Source organism: Streptomyces sp. NPDC041968 (assembly GCF_055589025.1).
The window spans coordinates 149,563-168,495 of the sequence record NZ_JBVJCB010000012.1 but is presented as its reverse complement, the minus strand read 5'-3'; the positions used below and the strand labels follow the sequence as shown (position 1 = coordinate 168,495).

The 18,933-nt window shown below is 75.2% G+C and carries 19 protein-coding genes; 11 read left to right on the top strand and 8 right to left on the bottom strand.

All coding sequences use genetic code 11. From position 1 onward, the window contains the following. Positions 1-76 precede the first annotated feature (76 nt). Complete coding sequence (locus tag ACZ6EG_RS27510; protein WP_391971239.1) at positions 77-1,003, bottom strand: DUF3027 domain-containing protein; 927 nt, start codon at positions 1,001-1,003, stop codon at positions 77-79. A 332-nt stretch (positions 1,004-1,335) separates the two neighbouring features. Between ACZ6EG_RS27510 and ACZ6EG_RS27505 the strand changes: the two genes are divergently transcribed. The 4 genes from ACZ6EG_RS27505 to ACZ6EG_RS27490 are packed head-to-tail and all read left to right on the top strand — an operon-like array spanning position 1,336 to position 4,867. Then, on the top strand, positions 1,336-2,727 hold the full coding sequence (locus tag ACZ6EG_RS27505) for an MFS transporter (protein WP_391971240.1): 1,392 nt from the start codon (positions 1,336-1,338) through the stop codon (positions 2,725-2,727). 58 nt (positions 2,728-2,785) lie between these two features. After that, positions 2,786-3,298 (top strand): DUF2771 domain-containing protein, encoded by a 513-nt coding sequence (locus tag ACZ6EG_RS27500; RefSeq protein ID WP_356608406.1) that lies wholly within the window; start codon positions 2,786-2,788, stop codon positions 3,296-3,298. A gap of 11 nt (positions 3,299-3,309) precedes the next feature. Continuing rightward, entirely contained in the window at positions 3,310-4,029 is a 720-nt protein-coding gene (locus ACZ6EG_RS27495; RefSeq protein WP_469608422.1) for a futalosine hydrolase, read from the top strand. Beyond that, positions 4,019-4,867, top strand: coding sequence for a 1,4-dihydroxy-6-naphthoate synthase (locus ACZ6EG_RS27490; RefSeq protein WP_361015619.1), 849 nt, complete (start codon positions 4,019-4,021; stop codon positions 4,865-4,867). Before ACZ6EG_RS27495 ends, ACZ6EG_RS27490 begins: the two co-directional genes overlap by 11 nt. Positions 4,868-4,910: 43 nt before the next feature. Here ACZ6EG_RS27490 and ACZ6EG_RS27485 read toward each other — a convergent pair whose 3' ends face one another. Further along, entirely contained in the window at positions 4,911-5,294 is a 384-nt protein-coding gene (locus ACZ6EG_RS27485) for a cold-shock protein (RefSeq protein ID WP_053132946.1), read from the bottom strand. A gap of 163 nt (positions 5,295-5,457) precedes the next feature. Between ACZ6EG_RS27485 and ACZ6EG_RS27480 the strand changes: the two genes are divergently transcribed. Next, positions 5,458-5,724, top strand: coding sequence for a hypothetical protein (locus tag ACZ6EG_RS27480; protein ID WP_356608412.1), 267 nt, complete (start codon positions 5,458-5,460; stop codon positions 5,722-5,724). Here the strand turns inward: ACZ6EG_RS27480 and ACZ6EG_RS27475 are convergent. Beyond that, a complete protein-coding gene (locus ACZ6EG_RS27475; RefSeq protein ID WP_391971242.1) occupies positions 5,685-6,335 on the bottom strand; it encodes an HAD family hydrolase in 651 nt (216 codons plus the stop codon). The genes ACZ6EG_RS27480 and ACZ6EG_RS27475 overlap by 40 nt on opposite strands. A 50-nt stretch (positions 6,336-6,385) precedes the next feature. Then, complete coding sequence (locus ACZ6EG_RS27470; RefSeq protein WP_469608417.1) at positions 6,386-7,441, bottom strand: hypothetical protein; 1,056 nt, start codon at positions 7,439-7,441, stop codon at positions 6,386-6,388. Positions 7,442-7,589: 148 nt separating this feature from the next. Between ACZ6EG_RS27470 and ACZ6EG_RS27465 the strand changes: the two genes are divergently transcribed. From ACZ6EG_RS27465 to ACZ6EG_RS27455, 3 genes are all read left to right on the top strand, one after another. After that, a complete protein-coding gene (locus ACZ6EG_RS27465) occupies positions 7,590-10,166 on the top strand; it encodes a helicase C-terminal domain-containing protein (protein ID WP_469608414.1) in 2,577 nt (858 codons plus the stop codon). 381 nt (positions 10,167-10,547) lie between these two features. Then, complete coding sequence (locus ACZ6EG_RS27460) at positions 10,548-10,763, top strand: hypothetical protein (RefSeq protein WP_469608411.1); 216 nt, start codon at positions 10,548-10,550, stop codon at positions 10,761-10,763. A gap of 83 nt (positions 10,764-10,846) precedes the next feature. Next, positions 10,847-12,490 carry a DNA repair helicase XPB gene (locus ACZ6EG_RS27455; RefSeq protein ID WP_391971246.1) on the top strand — a complete coding sequence of 548 codons (1,644 nt, stop codon included), beginning with the start codon at positions 10,847-10,849 and terminating at the stop codon, positions 12,488-12,490. Positions 12,491-12,514: 24 nt separating this feature from the next. On the opposite strand, the gene ACZ6EG_RS27450 is transcribed toward ACZ6EG_RS27455, so the two are convergent. Then, positions 12,515-12,700 (bottom strand): hypothetical protein, encoded by a 186-nt coding sequence (locus ACZ6EG_RS27450; RefSeq protein WP_053132991.1) that lies wholly within the window; start codon positions 12,698-12,700, stop codon positions 12,515-12,517. Positions 12,701-13,047: 347 nt separating this feature from the next. On the opposite strand from ACZ6EG_RS27450, the gene ACZ6EG_RS27445 reads away from it, so the two are divergent. Next, positions 13,048-15,105 carry a HelD family protein gene (locus ACZ6EG_RS27445; protein WP_391971247.1) on the top strand — a complete coding sequence of 686 codons (2,058 nt, stop codon included), beginning with the start codon at positions 13,048-13,050 and terminating at the stop codon, positions 15,103-15,105. 101 nt (positions 15,106-15,206) lie between these two features. Here ACZ6EG_RS27445 and ACZ6EG_RS27440 read toward each other — a convergent pair whose 3' ends face one another. Continuing rightward, positions 15,207-15,896 (bottom strand): copper homeostasis protein CutC, encoded by a 690-nt coding sequence (locus ACZ6EG_RS27440; protein ID WP_391971248.1) that lies wholly within the window; start codon positions 15,894-15,896, stop codon positions 15,207-15,209. Between the two features lie 183 nt (positions 15,897-16,079). After that, entirely contained in the window at positions 16,080-16,781 is a 702-nt protein-coding gene (locus tag ACZ6EG_RS27435) for a maleylpyruvate isomerase family mycothiol-dependent enzyme (RefSeq protein WP_391971249.1), read from the bottom strand. A gap of 147 nt (positions 16,782-16,928) precedes the next feature. On the opposite strand from ACZ6EG_RS27435, the gene ACZ6EG_RS27430 reads away from it, so the two are divergent. Both ACZ6EG_RS27430 and ACZ6EG_RS27425 read left to right on the top strand, forming a co-directional pair. Further along, entirely contained in the window at positions 16,929-17,591 is a 663-nt protein-coding gene (locus tag ACZ6EG_RS27430; RefSeq protein ID WP_391971250.1) for an HD domain-containing protein, read from the top strand. 10 nt (positions 17,592-17,601) lie between these two features. Next, positions 17,602-18,669 (top strand): GNAT family N-acetyltransferase, encoded by a 1,068-nt coding sequence (locus ACZ6EG_RS27425; protein WP_469608404.1) that lies wholly within the window; start codon positions 17,602-17,604, stop codon positions 18,667-18,669. Here ACZ6EG_RS27425 and ACZ6EG_RS27420 read toward each other — a convergent pair. Then, positions 18,651-18,929: a DUF4031 domain-containing protein gene (locus tag ACZ6EG_RS27420; RefSeq protein WP_391971252.1), complete on the bottom strand. Its 279-nt coding sequence runs from the start codon at positions 18,927-18,929 to the stop codon at positions 18,651-18,653. The two genes, ACZ6EG_RS27425 and ACZ6EG_RS27420, sit on opposite strands and share 19 nt — an antisense overlap. Positions 18,930-18,933 lie beyond the last annotated feature (4 nt).

Genomic DNA, 18,933 nt, shown 5'->3' with positions numbered 1-18,933 from the left:
GGTACCGCGAGGACCCGGCCCCACCGGTCCGGACGCCGGGCCGGGGCCCTCGGGAGCCCCGGGGGGGGCCGCCGCCCTACGAGTGCCCCAGGTCCGCCGACGCCTCGTCCTCGGCCGGGGGGACCGATCCGGAATCCGCCGCCGGGCGCAGCGGGAACGGGTCGACCCGCGTCTCGTCGATCACCGGCGGAGCCGGCTGCGGCGGCCTCGGCATCACCGCCGCCTCGGAGTGCCCCCCGCACCCGTAGGCCAGCGACACGACCCGGCCGTCCGCCGGGGAGAACTCGTTGGCGCACACGCCGAAGGCCTGTCCCAGCGAGCCGCCGATGCGGGCCAGGAAGCCGCAGCTCACGCAGGAGGCGGGGGCAGCCTGGGCCATCGGGGTCTTCGGGCCGTAGGAGTCCTCCCAGCGGTCGGCGGCGACGTGCAGCCCGTACCGGGACAGGACCCGGGTGCGGCGCAGGCCCAGTTCCTCGGCGACCGCCGAGATCGTGCCGCGGGCCGGGACGGTGGACAGCTCGGCCGGGGGCCCGGCGGCGACCTCGGCGTCCTCGGCCTCGACCAGGTCGGCCATCTCGTGGGAGACGACGGAGTTGGGCGGCGGCTCGTCCTCGCCGGTCCAGCCGGGCTCCAGCCGCAGGTCCTCGGCGTCGGTGGGCAGCAGGTCGCCGGGGCCCATGTCGCCGGGGCGCAGGCGCTCGCTCCAGGGCACCCACTCGGGCGCGAGGAGGGCGTCGGGGCCGGGCAGCAGCACCGCCTCGTCCACCGTGACGATCTTGGCGCGGGAGGCGCGGGCCACGGTCACGGCCCAGCGCCAGCCGCGGTACCCGAGTTCCTTGCAGGCGAAGAAGTGGGTGACGACCCGGTCGCCCTCCGACACCGTCCCCTCGTGCTCGCCGACGACGCCGGGGGCGGCGGCCTCCTCGGCTGCGGCGCGGGCGAGGTCGACGGCCTCGGCGCACAGACGGTCAGGGGTGCGGCTTCGCGTTGTCGCTGCGCTCACAGGTATCGCTTCTCTCCATACGCCGTCTCACGAGTGCGCCGCTGCCTGCGAGGGGCGAACGGAGCGGACCTGTGGACCGCGTCGACGTCCGCGCCCGATCGCGCTCGGGCACACCTACTCCATCCATTCTGCGGGATGGCCGTAAGGCGCGCGGCCGAGAGCGTTCGCCACGGCGCGCTAGGCACGCTACCTGCTCATGTGCGCTGGGCCTACACCGACGGGAGTTTCGGCGGTGTACGGTACCGCGTTCCCCGGTGGTGTCACCCGACTCGATCACCGCCATCCGCGCCGTATCGACGCTATAGCCCCCGCTCTCGGGGCACTATGACGGGGTGGCAGCCGCACGGACTGAGTTCAAGGGCGGGAGCCGGGAGCGCGGCCCCGGCTCCCGGTTCCGTGCGGTCGGCCGGGCGCTGCGCCTGCCGGTGACGGGTACCGCGCGCGGCATCCGCAAGGCGACGCACGCGCACGGCGCCGGCGAGTCCGGCCTCGGCAAGCTGATCGAGCTGCACGGGGTGAACGGCGCCGGCGACGTCATGATCACCGTGGCCCTGGCCTCCACCGTCTTCTTCTCCGTCCCCACCGACGAGGCGCGCGGCCGGGTCGCGCTCTACCTGGCCATCACCATGGCCCCCTTCACCCTCCTCGCGCCGGTGATCGGGCCGCTGCTGGACCGCCTGCCGCACGGCCGCCGGGCCGCGATGGCCGTCGCGATGGGTGCCCGGGCGCTGCTCGCGCTGGTGCTCTCGGGGGCGGTGGTCAGCGGGAGCATCGGGATGTATCCGGCGGCGCTCGGTGTGCTGGTCGCCTCGAAGGCGTACGGCGTGGTCAGAAGCGCCGTCGTGCCGCGGCTGCTGCCGCCCGGCTTCTCCCTGGTGAAGGCCAACTCGCGGGTCACGCTGTGCGGGCTGCTGGCCACCGGGGTCGCCGCGCCGGTCGCGGCCGGCCTCCAGCAGGTCGGGCCGCGCTGGCCGCTGTACGGCGCTTTCGTGATCTTCGTCGCGGGGACCGTGCTGTCGTTCACGCTGCCGCCGAAGGTCGACTCGGCGCGGGGCGAGGACCGGGCGCTGCTCGCCGCGGACGAGCGGCACCTGCACGGCCCGCACCGCAAGCCGGTCAAGCGCCCCGGGCTGCGCACGGTGGGTCCGGCGGTGACGCACGCGCTGGCCGCCAACGCCGCGATCCGCTGCCTGACCGGCTTCCTGATCTTCTTCCTGGCCTTCCTGCTGCGGGTGCACCCGCTGTCCGGGCAGAGCGCGGCCGTGTCGCTGGGCATCGTGGGCGTGGCGGCGGGCGCGGGCAACGCGCTGGGCACGGCGGTCGGGGCGTGGCTGCGCTCGCGGGCGCCGGAGGTCATCATCGTGACGGTCGTCGCGGTGGTGCTGGGCGCGGCGGTCACGGCCGCGGTGTTCTTCAGCACCGTCCTGGTGGCCTGCCTGGCCGCGGTGGCGGGGTTCGCGCAGGCGCTGGCCAAGCTGTCCCTGGACGCGCTGCTCCAGCGGGACGTGCCCGAGCAGGTCCGCACCTCGGCGTTCGCGCGCTCGGAGACGCTGCTCCAGGTCTCCTGGGTGTTCGGCGGGGCGGTCGGGATCGTGCTGCCGCTGAACGGGACGCTGGGTCTGTCGGTGGCCGCGGCGATCATCGCCGCCGGGTGGCTGACGACCGTACGGGGGCTGATCGGCTCGGCCCGGCGCGGGGGACGGGCCCGGCCGAGGGTGGCGTGACCACGCCACGCCGTACCCAGGTGGGGAGCGGGCGACAAGCGCCGTATAGCCTTCGCCCATGACCACGTTGCCCCGCGGCACCGCCGCTATCGGACACGGCGTAGTGCGACGCCGCCGCGCCGTCGCCGCCGCCGGCGCCGTATCCGCCGGACTGCTCCTGTTGTCAGCCTGTGACAAGCCGACGCCCATGGGCACCGTCACGGTCGGCAGTGACTCGGTCAGCTCCGAGGCCACCTGCGGCGGGCACGACAAGGCCCTGGAGAACGCCGAGATCCAGAAGTGCCTCCAGGACGACGACGTCAAGTCCATCACGGTCGGCGCCGACGACACGGTGCGCTTCGGTGTGGACCCGGAGGTCGCCGACCAGCGCTGGACGATCCTGATGAACGGTCAGCAGCTGACCGACGACACGGACAACACCTACCGCACGGTGCCGGGCAGCGTCTTCTTCAACGAGCAGTACGGCGCCCAGGGCGACTCGACGCTCGTCACCATCAAGGCCGGCGACGGCAAGGACGCCAGCGAGGAGGCCACCGGTCTGTGGTCCTTCAAGCTGAAGAAGGACGACTGACCACGTCCTCCGTGCGTGTTCTCGTGGCCACCGCGGTCCCCGTCGAACGGGACGCGGTGGCTCGGGCGTTCCCGGAGACGGGCCCCGAAGCGGCCGTGCAGGTGCCCCGGCCCGGCACGGTCCTGCACCGGCTCCCGGGCGGCTGGGACCTCCTGGCCGCCGGCGTCGGCCCCGCCCTCGCCGCCGCGTCGACCGCCGCCGCCCTGACCGCGGCGGCCCTCGACTCCGCGCCCTACGACCTGGTCGTCTCGGCCGGGATCGGCGGCGGCTTCGCACCGGACGCGCCCGTGGGCTCGCTCGTCGTCGCCGACGAGATCACCGCGGCCGACCTGGGCGCCGAGACCGCCGACGGATTCCTGCCGGTGACCGACCTCGGCTTCGGCACCGTCACCCACCACCCGCCCGCCGGCCTCGTGAGCGCCGTCGCCGCCGCTACCGGGGCCCGCACCGGCACCGTCCTGACCGGGTCCACCGTCACCGGCACCGCCGAACGCGCCGCACTGCTGCGCGCCCGCCACCCGCGGGCCCTGGCCGAGGCCATGGAGGGCTTCGGCGTCGCCGAGGCCGCCACCGCGCACGGGGTGCCCGTGCTGGAACTGCGCGCCGTCTCCAATCCGGTCGGCCCGCGCGACCGCGCCGCCTGGCGCATCGCGGAGGCGCTGACGGCGCTGACGGACGCCTTCGGGAAGCTCGCACCCGTCCTCAGGAGTTGGAACCCCCATGAGCGCTGAGACCTTGCAGATCGCCTACTCCCCCTGCCCGAACGACACCTTCGTCTTCGACGCCCTCGCGCACGGCCGCGTCGCCGGGGCACCCGCCCTCGACGTGACGTTCGCGGACATCGACCTCACCAACGGCATGGCCGAGCGCGGTGAGTTCGACGTGCTGAAGGTGTCGTACGCCGTGCTGCCGTACGTCCTCGACGAGTACGCCCTGCTGCCCTGCGGCGGTGCGCTGGGCCGGGGCTGCGGGCCGCTGGTGCTGACCCGGGAGGCGGACGCCGACCTCCGCGGGCGCACGGTCGCGGTGCCGAGCGAGACGTCGACGGCGTACCTGCTGTTCCGGCTGTGGGCGGCGGACACCGTGCCGGGCGGGGTCGGCGAGATCGTGGTGATGCCGTTCCACGAGATCATGCCGGCCGTGCGGGACGGGAAGGTCGACGCGGGACTCGTGATCCACGAGGCGCGCTTCACGTACCGGAACTACGGGCTGCACAAGCTCGCCGACATGGGCGAGCACTGGGAGGAGACCACCGGGCTGCCCATCCCGCTCGGCGCGATCATCGCCAAGCGGTCGCTCGGCGCGGGGACGCTGACGCACCTGGCCGACTCGGTCCGTGCCTCGGTGCGGGCGGCCTGGGACGACCCGGAGGCCTCCCGGCCCTACGTCATGGCGCACGCCCAGGAGATGGACCCGGCCGTCGCCGACCAGCACATCGGGCTCTACGTCAACGAGTTCACGGCCGACCTCGGCGAGGACGGGTACGCGGCGATCCGCGGCCTGCTGACGCGCGCGGCGGCCGAGGGACTGGTACCGGCCCTCGGCCCGGACGCGCTGGCGTTTCCGTGAGACGTGAGACGTGAGGTGTGAAGGACGGGCGAGCGGCGGGGGGTCAGACGTCCAGCTGGTCGGCCACCGCGCGGAGCAGGCCGGCGATCTTCTTGCCGGCGGTCTTCTCGGGGTAGCGGCCCCGCTCCAGCATCGGGGTGATGTTCTCCAGGAGCGTCGTCAGGTCCTGGACGATGGAGGCCAGTTCGTCGGGCTTCTTGCGCTGCGCGGCCGCGACCGAGGGCGCCGGGTCCAGCAGGGTCAGGGACAGGGCCTGATCGCCGCGCTGCCCGGCGACCACGCCGAACTCCACGCGCTGCCCCGGCTTCAGGGCCTCGACTCCGGCGGGGAGGACCGAGGAATGGACGAAGACGTCACCGCCGTCGTCACGGGAGAGAAAGCCGAAGCCCTTCTCACTGTTGAACCACTTGACCTTGCCGGTGGGCACGTCTGTCCTCGTCCTCGTACTCGTCGGGAAACTGCTCGGAAAACGGCTTCTGATAGCACTTGGGCGGGTCGTCCGGACCCGCCGGTACCAAGGCTAATGGGGTTCGGGCCGGTGACAAGACGTCCCCCGGTCGTTCCCCAGGCCTGGGAACTACCCTGGTCGAGTGCGTGAACAAACCCAAACGAATTCCGCCGCGCCCGGTGACCGACTGATCCGCGCCGGTGCGATCGTCTTCCTCGTCGGCACCGTGGCCACCCTGGTCACGGTGGCCCCGCTGCTGCTGGGGACGACGCCCTTCCCCACCTTCATGTTCCTGCTGAGCATGCTGATGGGAGTGGGCTTCCTGATCGCCGGCGCGGGGGTGTTCCGGTCGATCGCGGCGGGCCGGCGTCAGGCGCGCGCCGGGGCCGGCCCGTCGCCGTCGCGGTAGCCGGCGAGCCACGCCGGGAACTCCGTGAGGTCGGCGAGGACGACGTCGGCGCCGGCCGCGCGCAGCTCCTCGGCGCTGCACGGGCCGCTGGCCACGGCCACGGAGTGGGCGCCGGCGGCGCGCGCGCCGCGGACGTCGCCGAGGTGGTCGCCGACGTACACGTGCGCGCCGTGCTCGCGCAGCGCCACGGCCTTCTGCTCGGCCCACAGGTCGCCGACGACGGCGTCCGGCTCGATGCCGAGGTGCGCCAGGTGCAGCTTGGCGTTGGGCTCGTACTTCGCGGTGACGACGAGGGCCCGTCCGCCGGCCGCCCGCACCGCCTCGACCGACTCCCGGGCGCCGGGCAGCGCGGGCGTGGCGGCGACGGCGTACGTGGGGTACATCGCGCGGTACAGCTCGGCGGTGGCCGCGATCTCCTCGGCCGGGAACCAGTGGGCCAGCTCCTCCTCCAGCGGCGGCCCGAGCCGCGTCACGGCCAGGTCGGCGTCGACGTACGTCCCGGTCCGCTCGGTGAGCGCGCGGTAGCAGGCGTGGATGCCGGGCCGCGAGTCGATCAGCGTCATGTCGAGATCGAAGCCGACGGTGGGCGCGGGGCGGGTCGAGGAGGCCATGGGGCCCATTGTGCCGGGCGCCGTCGCCGCGCCGGCCGGACGGTCCCGGGTCAGCCCCGGGGGCGGCGGGAGCGCCACAGGAGGTAGAGGGCGGTGGCGACGGCGGCGGTGCGCAGCACCCAGGGCCAGGTGTCGGTGACGGCGTCGTTCATGCGGCCCTCGGCGATCGGGTCGCCCCAGCGGCCCTCCGCGCGGCCCCACAGCCAGACGACGCCGGCGGCGGCGACCGTGCCGGGCAGCCCCAGGACCGCCCACTTGGTCTGGGCGGGGGTGAGGCGGCGGGAGAGGTAGGCGATCAGCCAGCCCAGGCCCAGCGGGACGAGGCTGCCCAGCACGGCACCGGCGATCAGCAGGGCCGCGGCGAGCAGCAGCAGGGGGTTGGGCCGGCCGCCCTCGGGCCACAGTCGGCGCAGGTGCCGGCGCGCGGCGCGGCCCGGCTTCCCGGCGACCGGCTCGGCAGGCTCCGCGGCCGCCTCCACGGCCGCTTTCCCGAGGGGCCCGTCGGCGGCCCGGGGCGCCTTGCCGGCCTCGTCCCCCTCCCTCGGCGGCGGTTTGAGCAGCTCCGGGATCTCCACACCGCCGACGAATCCCGGCACGCTGTCGCCCACGCCCCCGAAGGGGCCGTTGTCCACCCGCCACCAGTCCTGCCGGCCCACGGCGCTCTCCCCCAGTTCGTGGGCGCTCGCCAGGTGCGGCGATGCGGGGGCCGGCGCGGGGGCCGGTCCGGCCTCGGACCCGGCCGGGCGGGGGCGCGGGGCGGCGGCGCGCCGCAGCCCCTTGAGCCGCTCCGTCCCGCGCCGCTCGCCCTCCCGCTGCCGGCCCTCCCGCTGCACGGGCACCGCGGTGGGCGGCGGCGCCGGGGACTGCGGGGCACCGCTCGTGCCCCCGGCCGCGCCGACGACGTCGTCGGGGCTGCCCAGCCGGTCCAGGATGCGGCGGACGGCCGCGGGGCTGTCGACGGTGGTGCCGGCGCGGCGCCGGTCGATCTCGTCGCGCAGCTCGGAGACCAGCCGCATCCGGGTGGCCGACGGCAGCTGCCGTTGCTGGGCCACGTCGCCGACGCGGCTCAGATACTCGTAGACGACCTGGTCGCTCTCGATCCCCACGAACCCCTCCGGGGCGGTGTGTTGTGGTGTGCCGCCGGTATCCCGCGGGACGAAGGTACCCAATCCTCGCGCGCGGGGCGGACACCCCGCGCACGGCACCGGCGCACACGCCGCCCCACCGTCGTACCCACCCGCTACCGTGGGCCGGATGAGCACCGAGGAGAAGTCCGCGACCCCCCGGTCCCTCGCGGAGGCGCTCCGCGTCAGGGACGACGCTTCGCTGGCCGCCCTCCTGCGCAGCCGTCCCGACCTCATCACCCCCGTGCCCACGGACCTCACCCAGCTCGCCACCCGGGCCGCCACCCGCGCCTCGGTCGTGCGGGCGCTGGAGCGGCTGGACCGGTTCGCGTTGCAGACGGCGGAGGCGCTGGCCGTGGCCGCGGACCCGGCGCCCTACGACGAGCTGCTCCGGCTCATGGCGGGCGACCCCGGGCCCGCGACCGACCCGGCCGTCGCCGCAGCCCTGCCCCGGTCCCTGGCCGTGCTGCGCGAACAGGCGCTGGTGTGGGGCGCCGACGACCGGTTGCGGCTGGTGCGCACCGCTCGCGAGCTGCTCGCGCCCTCCCCGCAGCATCCGTCGCCCACCGGGCTCGGCCCCACCGTGCGGGAGGCGACGGCGGGGATGTCGCCGGGCCGGATCCAGGAACTCCTCGCCGCCGTCGGTCTGCCCTCGACCCACGACTCGGTCTCCGCCGTGTCCGCGCTCGGCACCCTCTTCACCGACCGGCCGCGGATGACGGAGCTGCTCGCCGCGCTGCCCGAGGAGTCCCGGGAGGTGCTGGCCCGGCTGGTGTGGGGGCCGCCGTACGGCCAGGTCACCCACGATCCCGCGCCGCACCTGCGGGCGCTGCTCGACCGCGGCCTGCTGCTGCCGACCGCGCCGGGCACGGTCGTCCTGCCCCGCGAGGTCGCCCTGCACCTGCGGGAGGGGCGCGCGCACCGCGCGCCCGAGCCGGTGCCGCCGCCGGTGGAGGCCGCGGCGGCGCACCGTCCGCGGGTCGTGGACGCCACCGCGGCCGGGCAGGCCCTGGCGGCGCTGGCGACCGTCGAGGAACTGCTCAAGGAATGGGACGAGGGCGGCCCGGCGGTGCTGCGGGCCGGCGGGCTGAGCGTGCGGGACCTGAAGCGGACGGCCGTCGCCCTGGACGTGACCGAGCCGGTGGCCGCCTTCTGGGTCGAACTGGCCTACGCGGCGGGGCTGATCGCCGCGGACGGCCAGGCCGACGAGCGGTACGCGGCGACGCCGGCCTACGACGAGTGGCGGGAGCTGCCCACCGCCGAGCGGTGGGCGGGGCTGGCCGAGGCGTGGCTGACGGCCACGCGCACCCCGGGTGTGGTCGGCGGGCGGGACGCGAAGGACCGTACGCTCTCGGCGCTGGGGCCGAACCTGGACCGTTCGGCGGCGCCGGAGGTACGGCAGCGGGTGCTGGCGCTGCTCGCCGGGCTGCCCGAGGGCGCCTCGCCCACCGAGGAGTCGGTGCTGGCGCGGCTGCGCTGGGAACGCCCCCTGCGCGGACCGCAGCGGGAGACACGGGAGCCGCGTGAGGAGGACCTGCGCAGCAGGCTCGCCCGGTGGACGCTGTCCGAGGCGGAGCTGCTGGGCGTCACCGGGCGCGGTGCGCTGGCGGCGCCCGGACGGGCCCTGATCGGGGCGCCCGAGCCGGTGCGTCCGGCGCCGGAGGCCGCGGAGTCCGAGGGGCCCGGCGACAAGCTCCCCGTCCACCACCGCGCCCTTCCCTCACCGCTTCCCGCGACGCCCGCCGAACAGGCCGCCGCCACCGCGGCCGCCGCCCGGCTGATCGCACCGCTCTTCCCCGAACCGCTGAACCACGTGCTGCTCCAGGCCGATCTGACGGCGGTGGCGCCGGGCCCGCTGGAGCGTCCGCTGGCCGACCTGCTGGGGGTGCTCGCGGACGTGGAGTCCAAGGGCGGGGCGACCGTGTACCGGTTCACGCCGGGTTCGGTGCGCCGCGCGCTGGACGCGGGGCGGACCGCCGCGGACCTGCACGCCGTCCTCGCCCGGCACTCCCGCACGCCGGTGCCGCAGCCGCTCACGTACCTGATCGACGACGTGGCCCGGCGGCACGGGCTGCTGCGGGTGGGCGCCGCCTCGGCGTACGTGCGCTGCGACGACGACGCCACGCTGGACGAGATCCTCGCCGACAAGCGGGCCGCCGGCCTGGGGCTGCGCCGTCTCGCACCGACCGTGCTGGCCGCGCAGGCCGACCCGGCGGCGCTGCTGGAGGGGCTGCGGGCGATCGGCTTCGCGCCGGCCGCGGAGTCCGCCGCGGGTGACGTGCTGATCGCCCGGGCCGACGCCCACCGCACTCCGCCGCGTACGCCCCCGGTACCGGTCCCGGAGGGCCCGCCGGTCCCCGACGACACGCTGCTGACGGCGGCCATCCGCGCCGTCCGGGCCGGTGACCTGGCCTCGACCGCCCCGCGCAAGCCGGGACCCGGTGAGGGCGGGGCACCGGCCGCGGGCGAGCTGCCCCGCACCGGCGCCGCCGAGACCCTCGCCACCATGCAGGCGGCGGTCATGACCGGCGAGGCGCTGTGGATCGGCTACGTGAACGCCGAGGGCGCCGCCAGCCAGCGGGTCGTGGCCCCGATCCGGGTCGAGGGCGGCTTCGTCACGGCGTACGACCACACGGCGGACGAGGTGCGCACGTACCCGCTGCACCGGATCACCGGCGTGGCCGAACTCGTCGACGACGCGCTGTGAAGGGCCCCTCTTTCGAGCGTACGGGCCGGTTCATGCACGCCACGCCGGGTGATTAGCACCTGCGAGGGAGCTTTTTTCATAATCCGCATCGAACTTTCGGCGCTCGGGCAGCCACCGGTTGTCCTGAACCGAACCGAAAGGAACCACCTGATGCGTGCCGTTCGTCGCGTCGCCACCGTCCTGACCTCCACCGCCGCCCTGGTCGCGGCGTTCGCCGCCGAGGCCGCGGCGATCGGCATCGACCTCGGCGGAGGCGTCACCCTCTGATCCGGGCGTTCGGCGTCCCCTTCGGCGGGCCGGGTCCCAGTCCCCTGGGCCCGGCCCGCTCCGGATCTCCTCCCCCTCCCCCGCCGGTCTCCCGGTCTCCCCGAAAGGACCCGCATGCGCGCCAAGCCCGCCGATCCCTGCCGCTCCGCCACCCGTTCCGCCGTCGCCGTCTCCGTCGCCGCCCTGATCACCGCCGCCGCGCTGTTCGGGGCGCTCGCCCCCGAGGCCACCGCGCTGCCGCTGCCCCTGCCGGTCGCCGGCGTCGAACCCCTGCTCACGGAGGGTGTCACCGTCGAGGGACCGCTGATCAACAACATCAGTCTCAGGTAGCCGGTCCGCGCGATCAGGCACACTGGATGTTTGGCCGATCCGTCCCGTCGCGGTCGGCCGTAGCGCGCGAAAGGGTGCCGCCCGTGAATGGTCCGCTGATCGTCCAGTCCGACAAGACCCTGCTCCTCGAAGTCGACCACGAGCAGGCCGGCGAATGCCGTCGGGCCATCGCGCCGTTCGCCGAACTGGAGCGGGCGCCGGAGCACATCCACACCTACCGGGTGACCCCGCTGGGCCTGTGGAACGCGCGGGCGGCGGGCCACGACGCCGAGCAGGTCGTGGACGCGCTCGTCGAGTACAGCCGCTACCCGGTGCCGCACGCGCTGCTCGTCGACATCGCCGAGACCATGGACCGCTACGGCCGCCTCACCCTCTCCAAGCACCCGGCGCACGGGCTGGTCCTGACGACCACGGACCGCCCGGTGCTGGAGGAGGTCCTGAAGTCGAAGCGGATCGCGCCGCTGGTCGGCAACCGCATCGACCCGGACACGGTGGCCGTGCACCCCTCCGAGCGCGGGCAGATCAAGCAGACGCTGCTGAAGCTGGGCTGGCCCGCCGAGGACCTCGCCGGGTACGTCGACGGCGAGGCGCACCCGATCGAGCTGGCCGAGGACGGCTGGGCGCTGCGCCCGTACCAGAAGCAGGCGGTGGAGAACTTCTGGCACGGCGGCAGCGGCGTCGTGGTGCTGCCCTGCGGCGCGGGCAAGACCCTGGTCGGGGCCGGTTCGATGGCGCAGGCCAAGTCGACGACGCTGATCCTGGTGACCAACACCGTCTCCGCCCGGCAGTGGAAGCACGAGCTGGTGAAGCGGACCTCCCTCACCGAGGACGAGATCGGCGAGTACAGCGGGACGAGGAAGGAGATCCGGCCCGTCACCATCGCGACGTACCAGGTGCTGACGACCCGCCGCAAGGGCGTCTACCCGCACCTGGAGCTGTTCGACTCCCGGGACTGGGGCCTGATCGTCTACGACGAGGTGCACCTGCTGCCGGCGCCGGTCTTCAAGTTCACCGCCGACCTCCAGGCGCGGCGGCGGCTCGGCCTGACCGCGACGCTGGTGCGCGAGGACGGCCGCGAGTCGGACGTGTTCTCCCTGATCGGCCCGAAGCGGTTCGACGCGCCGTGGAAGGAGATCGAGGCGCAGGGCTACATCGCGCCCGCCGACTGCGTGGAGGTCCGGGTCAACCTCACGGACTCCGAGCGGCTCGCGTACGCCACCGCCGAGACGGAGGAGAAGTACCGCTTCTGTGCGACGACCGCGACCAAGCGGAAGGTGACGGAGGCGATCGTCCGGCGCTTCGCCGGGCAGCAGATCCTCGTCATCGGCCAGTACATCGACCAGCTCGACGAGCTGGGTGAGCACCTGGGGGCGCCGGTCATCAAGGGCGAGACGTCCAACGCCCAGCGGGAGAAGCTCTTCGAGTCCTTCCGCCAGGGCGAGATCAGCGTCCTCGTGGTGTCGAAGGTCGCGAACTTCTCCATCGACCTGCCGGAGGCCACGGTCGCCATCCAGGTGTCGGGCACCTTCGGGTCCCGGCAGGAGGAGGCGCAGCGTCTCGGGCGGGTGCTGCGCCCGAAGTCCGACGGCCACCAGGCGCACTTCTACTCCGTGGTCGCGCGCGACACGCTCGACCAGGACTTCGCCGCGCACCGCCAGCGCTTCCTGGCGGAGCAGGGCTACGCGTACCGGATCATGGACGCGGACGAGCTGCTGACCGAGAGCTGACGCCGGGTCCGGCTCCCGGGGCGCTCACCTGCGGCGGACACCGGCCTCCTCGCCGTACTCGCCGAGCACGACCACGTCGAAGGCGGCGCCCGCGAACACCCTGACGGCGCGCAGGGCGTCACCGAGCCGGTGCCGGTGGCTGCCGGCCACGGGCGTGGCACCGGACGCGCGGCCCGGTGCCGGGGCGGGGGAGATGGTTGCTGCGCTCATGTCTCCATGGTGCGACCGCCGACCCCGGTCCGGCATCGGTCCATGGACCCAACCCCGTCGCCCGAACCGTCCCCCTTCAGGGGGACCCGGCACCCTCGGGCAGGAGGGCGCGTCCCCTAGGGGACGAGGGGGGGGCGGGGCGCGGCGCGGCGGGGCGGGGCGCAGGTCGGTGGCACGCCGGGCCGGGGCCGGGGCCGGGAAAACGGTTGGCCCCCGCGGTCCCCGCTCCCCTACACTCTCCGCTCTTGCCCGCCTCCCTCGCGGAGTGCCGCCCTCCGGACGGAAACCGGTCGGCCCCTCGCGCGCACCCGCGCCCCAGCCCACGACGGTCACCCGGAGGCACTCCCTTGTCCACGCCCGCCCACGACGACCCCCTGACCCGCGAGCGCTCGCACCTCGCCGCGTCCCGTGCCGCCCTGCGTGCCATGCGCGCCGACGTGGAGGCCCTCGACATCACCGACGTCACCGCGAACTGGGTCAACGCCGCGGTGCTGGAGAGCCAGATCGAGGAGCGCATCAAGGCGCTCGCCGACCTCAGCGACACCCCGCTGTTCTTCGGCCGGCTCGACTACCTGCACTCCCCGGGCGCGGAAGGGGCCGAGGGCGCGGAGGGGGAGAGCTTCTACATCGGGCGCCGGCACGTGCACGACGCGGACGGCGACCCGATGGTGATCGACTGGCGGGCGCCGGTGTCGCAGCCGTTCTACCGGGCGTCGAAGAAGGACCCGATGGACATCGCGCTGCGCCGCCGCTTCGGCTACACCGGCGGCGAGCTGACGGCGTACGAGGACGAGCACCTGTCCGACCCGGCGGAGGCTGCGGTCACCAGCCGGCTGCTCCAGCGGGAGATCGAGCGGCCCCGCGTCGGTCCGATGCGCGACATCGTGGCGACCATCCAGCCCGAGCAGGACGAGATCGTGCGCGCCGGACTGTCCGGCTCGGTCTGTGTGCAGGGCGGCCCCGGCACCGGGAAGACCGCCGTCGGCCTGCACCGGGTCGCCTACCTCCTCTACGCGCACCGCGAGCGCCTCGCCCGCACCGGCACCCTGGTCATCGGGCCGAACCGGTCCTTCCTGCACTACATCGAGCAGGTGCTCCCCGCCCTCGGCGAGCTGACGGTCCGCCAGGCCACCGTCGACGACCTGGTGGCCCACGTCGAGGTGCGGGGCGCGGACGAGGCGGCGACGGCGGTGGTCAAGGGCGACGCGCGGATGGCGGAGGTGCTGCGCCGGGCCCTCTACTCGCACGTCACCCTGCCCACCGAGGGCGTCGTCGTGGTGCGCGGCTCGCGGCGCTGGCGGGTGGCGGCGTACGAGCTGGAGGAGATCGTCCGCGAGCTGCTGGCCCGCGACATCCGCTACGGGGCCGCCCGCGAGGCCCTTCCCCAGCGGATCGCGCACTCGGTGCTGGTGCAGATGGAGCGGGCCGGCGAGGCGCCGGACGACCGGGTGCAGAACGCGGTGGCCCGCAACGCCGCCGTTAAGGCGCTGGTGAAGCAGGTCTGGCCGCAGGTGGAGCCCGCGAAGCTGGTCCTGCGCCTCCTGTCGGACGCGGATTTCCTCGCGGAGCACTCCGCGGGTGTCCTCACCGAGGAGGAGCGCAAGGCGGTGCTGTGGGTGAAGCCGGCCCGCTCGGTGCGGGCGGCCAGGTGGTCGGCCGCCGACGCCGTGCTGATCGACGAGGCCACCGATCTGGTCGAGCGCACCCACTCCCTCGGGCACGTGGTGCTCGACGAGGCGCAGGACCTGTCCCCCATGCAGTACCGCGCGGTGGGCCGGCGCTGCACCACCGGTTCGGCGACCGTCCTCGGGGACCTGGCGCAGGGGACCACGCCGTGGGCGACCCGCAGCTGGTCCGAGGCGCTGGCCCACCTGGGCAAGGGCGAAGCCGTGGTGGAGGAGCTGACGGCCGGTTTCCGGGTGCCGACGGACGTGATCGCGTACGCCTCCCGGCTGCTGCCGCACATCGCGCCGGGCCTGACGCCGGTGGCGTCGATCCGCGAGAACCCGGGCTTCTTCGACATCCGCCCGACGTCGCCGGGCACGGCGGGCACGGCGGACGTGCTGGCGGCCTGCCGCGAGCTGCTGGAACGGGAGGGTTCGGTCGGCCTGATCGCCGCCGACGCGCGGGTGCCGGAGCTGGCGGCGGCCCTCGGGGCGGCCGGGCTCGGCTTCGTGGGGCCCGGCGAGGAGACCACGCGCGCCACCCGCCTGACCCTGGTCCCGGCCTCCCTGGCCAAGGGCCTGGAGTACGACTACGTGGTCCTGGACGAGCCGCGGGCGGTGGTCGACGGCGAGCCGGACGAGCGGACCGGGCTGCGGCGGCTGTACGTGGCGCTGACCCGCGCGGTATCGGGCCTGATCGTGACCCACGGCACGGACCTGCCCGCGCAGCTGGCCCGGTAGCGCCGTACCGTGCCCGCGCAGCCGCCCCGGCGGCGGACGGCCGTGCCACCGGGGCGGCACGACCACCACCCCCGGCCGCGGGGGTGCGGGAGGGACAGGCCCTAGGCGTCCAGTGCCCGGCGCCACCGCGCCACGGCCTGCGCGGACACGGGGCCGGTCCACCCGGAGGGCCGCGCCGCGCCGCCGATGTGGAAGCCGTCGATCCCGGCGTCCCGCAGACCCGGTACGTGGTCCAGCCGCAGACCGCCACCGACCAGCAGCCGCTGCTCGTACCCCGGCTCGCCCCGCCGCCGCGCCTCGGCGAGCAGGACGGGCAGCCCGTCGTCCACCCCGGCCGCCGACCCGGCGGTCAGGTAGGTGTCCAGCCCCGGGAAGTCCGCGAGCTGCTTGCGCAGGGCGTCCCGGTCGGCGGCGCGGTCGATCGCGCGGTGGAAGGTCCATGGGCACCCGTCCAGCGCCCCGGCGACCCGCTCCACGGCGACGAGGTCCACGTCGCCGTGCGCGTCGAGGAAGCCGAGCACGAACTGCGTGGCCCCGGCCTCCCGCATCTCCGCGGCGAGCCGCACCAGCCGCTCGACGTCCCCGGCGGCGAACCCGTCCGCGAGCCGCAGCATCACCCGCAGGTCGATGTCGACGGCCCCGCGGATCGCGGCGACCGTCGCGGACGACGGGGTGAGGCCGTCGGCCGCCATGTCGGTGACCAGTTCGAGGCGATCCGCGCCTCCGGCCTGGGCGGCGACCGCGTCCTCGACGTCGAGAGCGATCACCTCCAGGACTGCACGCTTGCTCATGGGACCCCATTCGTCGGCCTGCTACAGGTCTAGTCCAATCCAAGACTACGCCCAGACGGCCGGGCCGGGCTCCCCCTCACCCCCGCACACGCGCCCGCTCAGCGCTCGACGCCGGCCGCTCGGCACCGGCGCTCGGCACCGGCCGCTCGACCGCTCGGCCCGCCTCGGCCCGCCTCGGCCCGCTCAGCCGCCGAAGAGGTTCAGCTCCGCCGCCCGCACCCCGGCCAGCTCGTACCCGGCCGCGCCGTCCGCGCCGGCCGTGTCGTGCACGGGCCGGCCGGCGTACAGCCGTACGAGGGTCGCGGCGTCCCCGATGTACCGCCCCGGCGGCCGCTCGCCGCTCACCGCGCCCAGCTTCAGCGGCTCGTCCACGTCGTCGAGGTCGGCGTGGAGCGGGACGTGGCCGCGGTCGCGGGTGAGGGAGCCGAGCAGCGCCAGCGCCTCCGGCAGCCCGCGCCCCGCGTACGCCCCCGGCTCGCCGAGGGCGTCCCGCACGTCGCCCGCGTGCACCCACTCCCCCAGCGCGATCCCGTCCAGCGCACCGTCGGCGCGGGCGATCACCGGACCGGCTTCCGTCATCCCCCGCTCCAGCTCGTCGACGACCCGGGCAGGGGTCCAGTCGGCGCGCTCGGCGATGTCCCGGTCGTTGGACTCCGGGGAGAAGACGCCGTCCTCGAAGCGGTTCTCCACCACCCGGACCAGCGCGGCGGAGCAGTGCGCCAGCACGTCCCGCACGGTCCACCCCGGGCACGCGGCCACCGGCAGCGCGAAGTCCCCGTCCGCCCGGGAGCGCAGCAGCGGCACCAGCTCGTCCCGCTCGAGGGCCAGCAGCCGTCCGGGCCGCTCGGGGTCGCGTACGTCGTGCACGTCTGCAGGAGTCGTCATGGCCCCACGGTAGGCGCGGCCCCGCTCCGAGGTCAGCAGCACGGGTCCCGGACACCACGGACTTCGGACACCACGGGCCCCGGACCGCACGGACCCGGACCGCACGGACCGGCCCGGCGGTCCGGCCCCGCTGGAAGAATGGCCGCCATGGCCGACCTCGACGCCCTGCGCTCCCGCTGGCTGCACGCCCTCCTCCCGGCCCGCGAGGGCGCCGGTCATCCCGACCCGGACCGGTACGCGGACGACCTGCTGCGCCGGTGGTCCGAGCCCCAGCGGCGGTACCACACGCTCGCCCACCTGACCGCGGTCCTGGACCACGTCGACGTGCTGGAGGAGTACGCGGCCGACCCGGCCGCGGTCCGGCTGGCCGCGTGGTTCCACGACGCGGTGTACCGGCCCGAGCGGTCCGAGAACGAGGAGCGGTCGGCCCGCCTGGCCGAACGGGCGTTGACCGAGGCGGGCGTGCCGGCGGCCAGGACCGCCGAGGTGGTCCGGCTGGTGCGGCTCACCGTCACCCACGCCCCGGCCGGCGACGACCGGGACGGGCAGGTGCTGTGCGACGCCGACCTGGCCGTGCTGGCCTCGCCGCCGTCGGCGTACGCCGCGTACACGGCGGCCGTGCGCGAGGAGTACCACTTCGTGCCGGACGACGCCTTCCGCGAGGGGCGCGCCGCGGTGCTCCGCCAACTCCTCGCCCTGCCCCGGCTGTTCCACACCCCGCACGGGCGGCGCGCGTGGGAGGCGACCGCCCGGTACAACCTGACCGGCGAGCTGGAAATGCTGTCGCCCGGCGGGGGCCGCGCACCGTAGCCTGCCCGGCATGCGGACCATGGGCGGGGAACAGGTGGAGGAGGCCGTCGCGGGCGCCGTCGCGCTGCTGCGGACGGTGACGGACCGGGACTGGGAGGGGGCGCGGGCCGGCCGGCTGGAGTGGAGCTGCCGGTACACGGCGGAGCACGTCGCGGGCGACCTCATCGCCTACGCGGGCCAGCTGGCCGGACGCGCCACCGAGGCCTACGTGCCCTTCGAGCTCACCCTGGACGAGGGCACCGGCAACGAGGGCGTGCTCCAGGTGATCGGGACGACCGGCGCCCTGCTCGCCGCCACCGTCCGCACCACCCCGCGCGAGGTCCGCGCCTTCCACCCGTTCCCCTTCCGCAGCGCGGACCGCGAGGGGTTCGCGGCGATGGGGATCACCGAGGTGCTGGTGCACACGCACGACATCGCCGAGGGCCTCGGCCTGGCGTACGAGCCGCCCGCCGCCCTGTGCGCCGACGTCCTCGCCCGGATCTTCCCGCACGTCCAGCCCGGCACCGACCCCTGGCGCACCCTGCTGTGGGCCACCGGGCGCGGCGAGCTGCCGGGGCGTGCCCCGCTGACCGAGTGGCGCTGGAAGAACAACCTGACCCTGCCCGCCGGACGGCTCACCCTCGTGGGCCTCACCCCGGCCTCGGCCGCCGATCTGGCGGCCGGTGGCGACGGTGGCTTCGTGTGGACCGACAGCGGGCCCTTCCAGGGCACACGGGAGGGCGCCGGACTGCTGTGGAAGGCGTACGAGGCGGGGGTGCACCGGCCGGAGTGGGGCGTGTTCGTGCTCGTGCGGGTCGAGGACGGCCGCGCGGTCGGCGCCATGGGCTTCCACGGGCCGCCGGACGAGGAGGGCCGGGCCGAGATCGGCTACGACCTCGCGGAGGACGCCCGCGGCCAGGGCTACGCCACCGAGGCGCTGCGCGCACTGTCGGCCTGGCCGCCGGCCCGTGAGGGCGGCACCACCCTCCTCGCGAAGATCGACCGGGACAACGTCCGCTCGCAGGCCGTCGTCACCCGCGCCGGCTACCGCCTGGTCGCCGAGGACGAGAAGCTGCTCGCCTACGAGCTGCGCGACTGAGCCCCGCCCTTCCGGCGCCGCAGCCCCGCACCGTGCAGCAGCCGCACCACCTCGCGGCTGCTGACCTCCAGCGCCCCGGCGGACACGGCGTCGGCGTACCGCTGGGCGGGGAGGTCGTAGTGGTCGCGGTCGAAGGCGCGACGCGGCACGCCCAGGGTCTCGGCGAACGCGTGGAGTTCGGCGTAGGAGACGTCGCTGACGAGGTGCGACCACATCCGGCCGTGGCCGGGCCAGGTCGGCGGGTCGATGTAGACGGTCACCGGC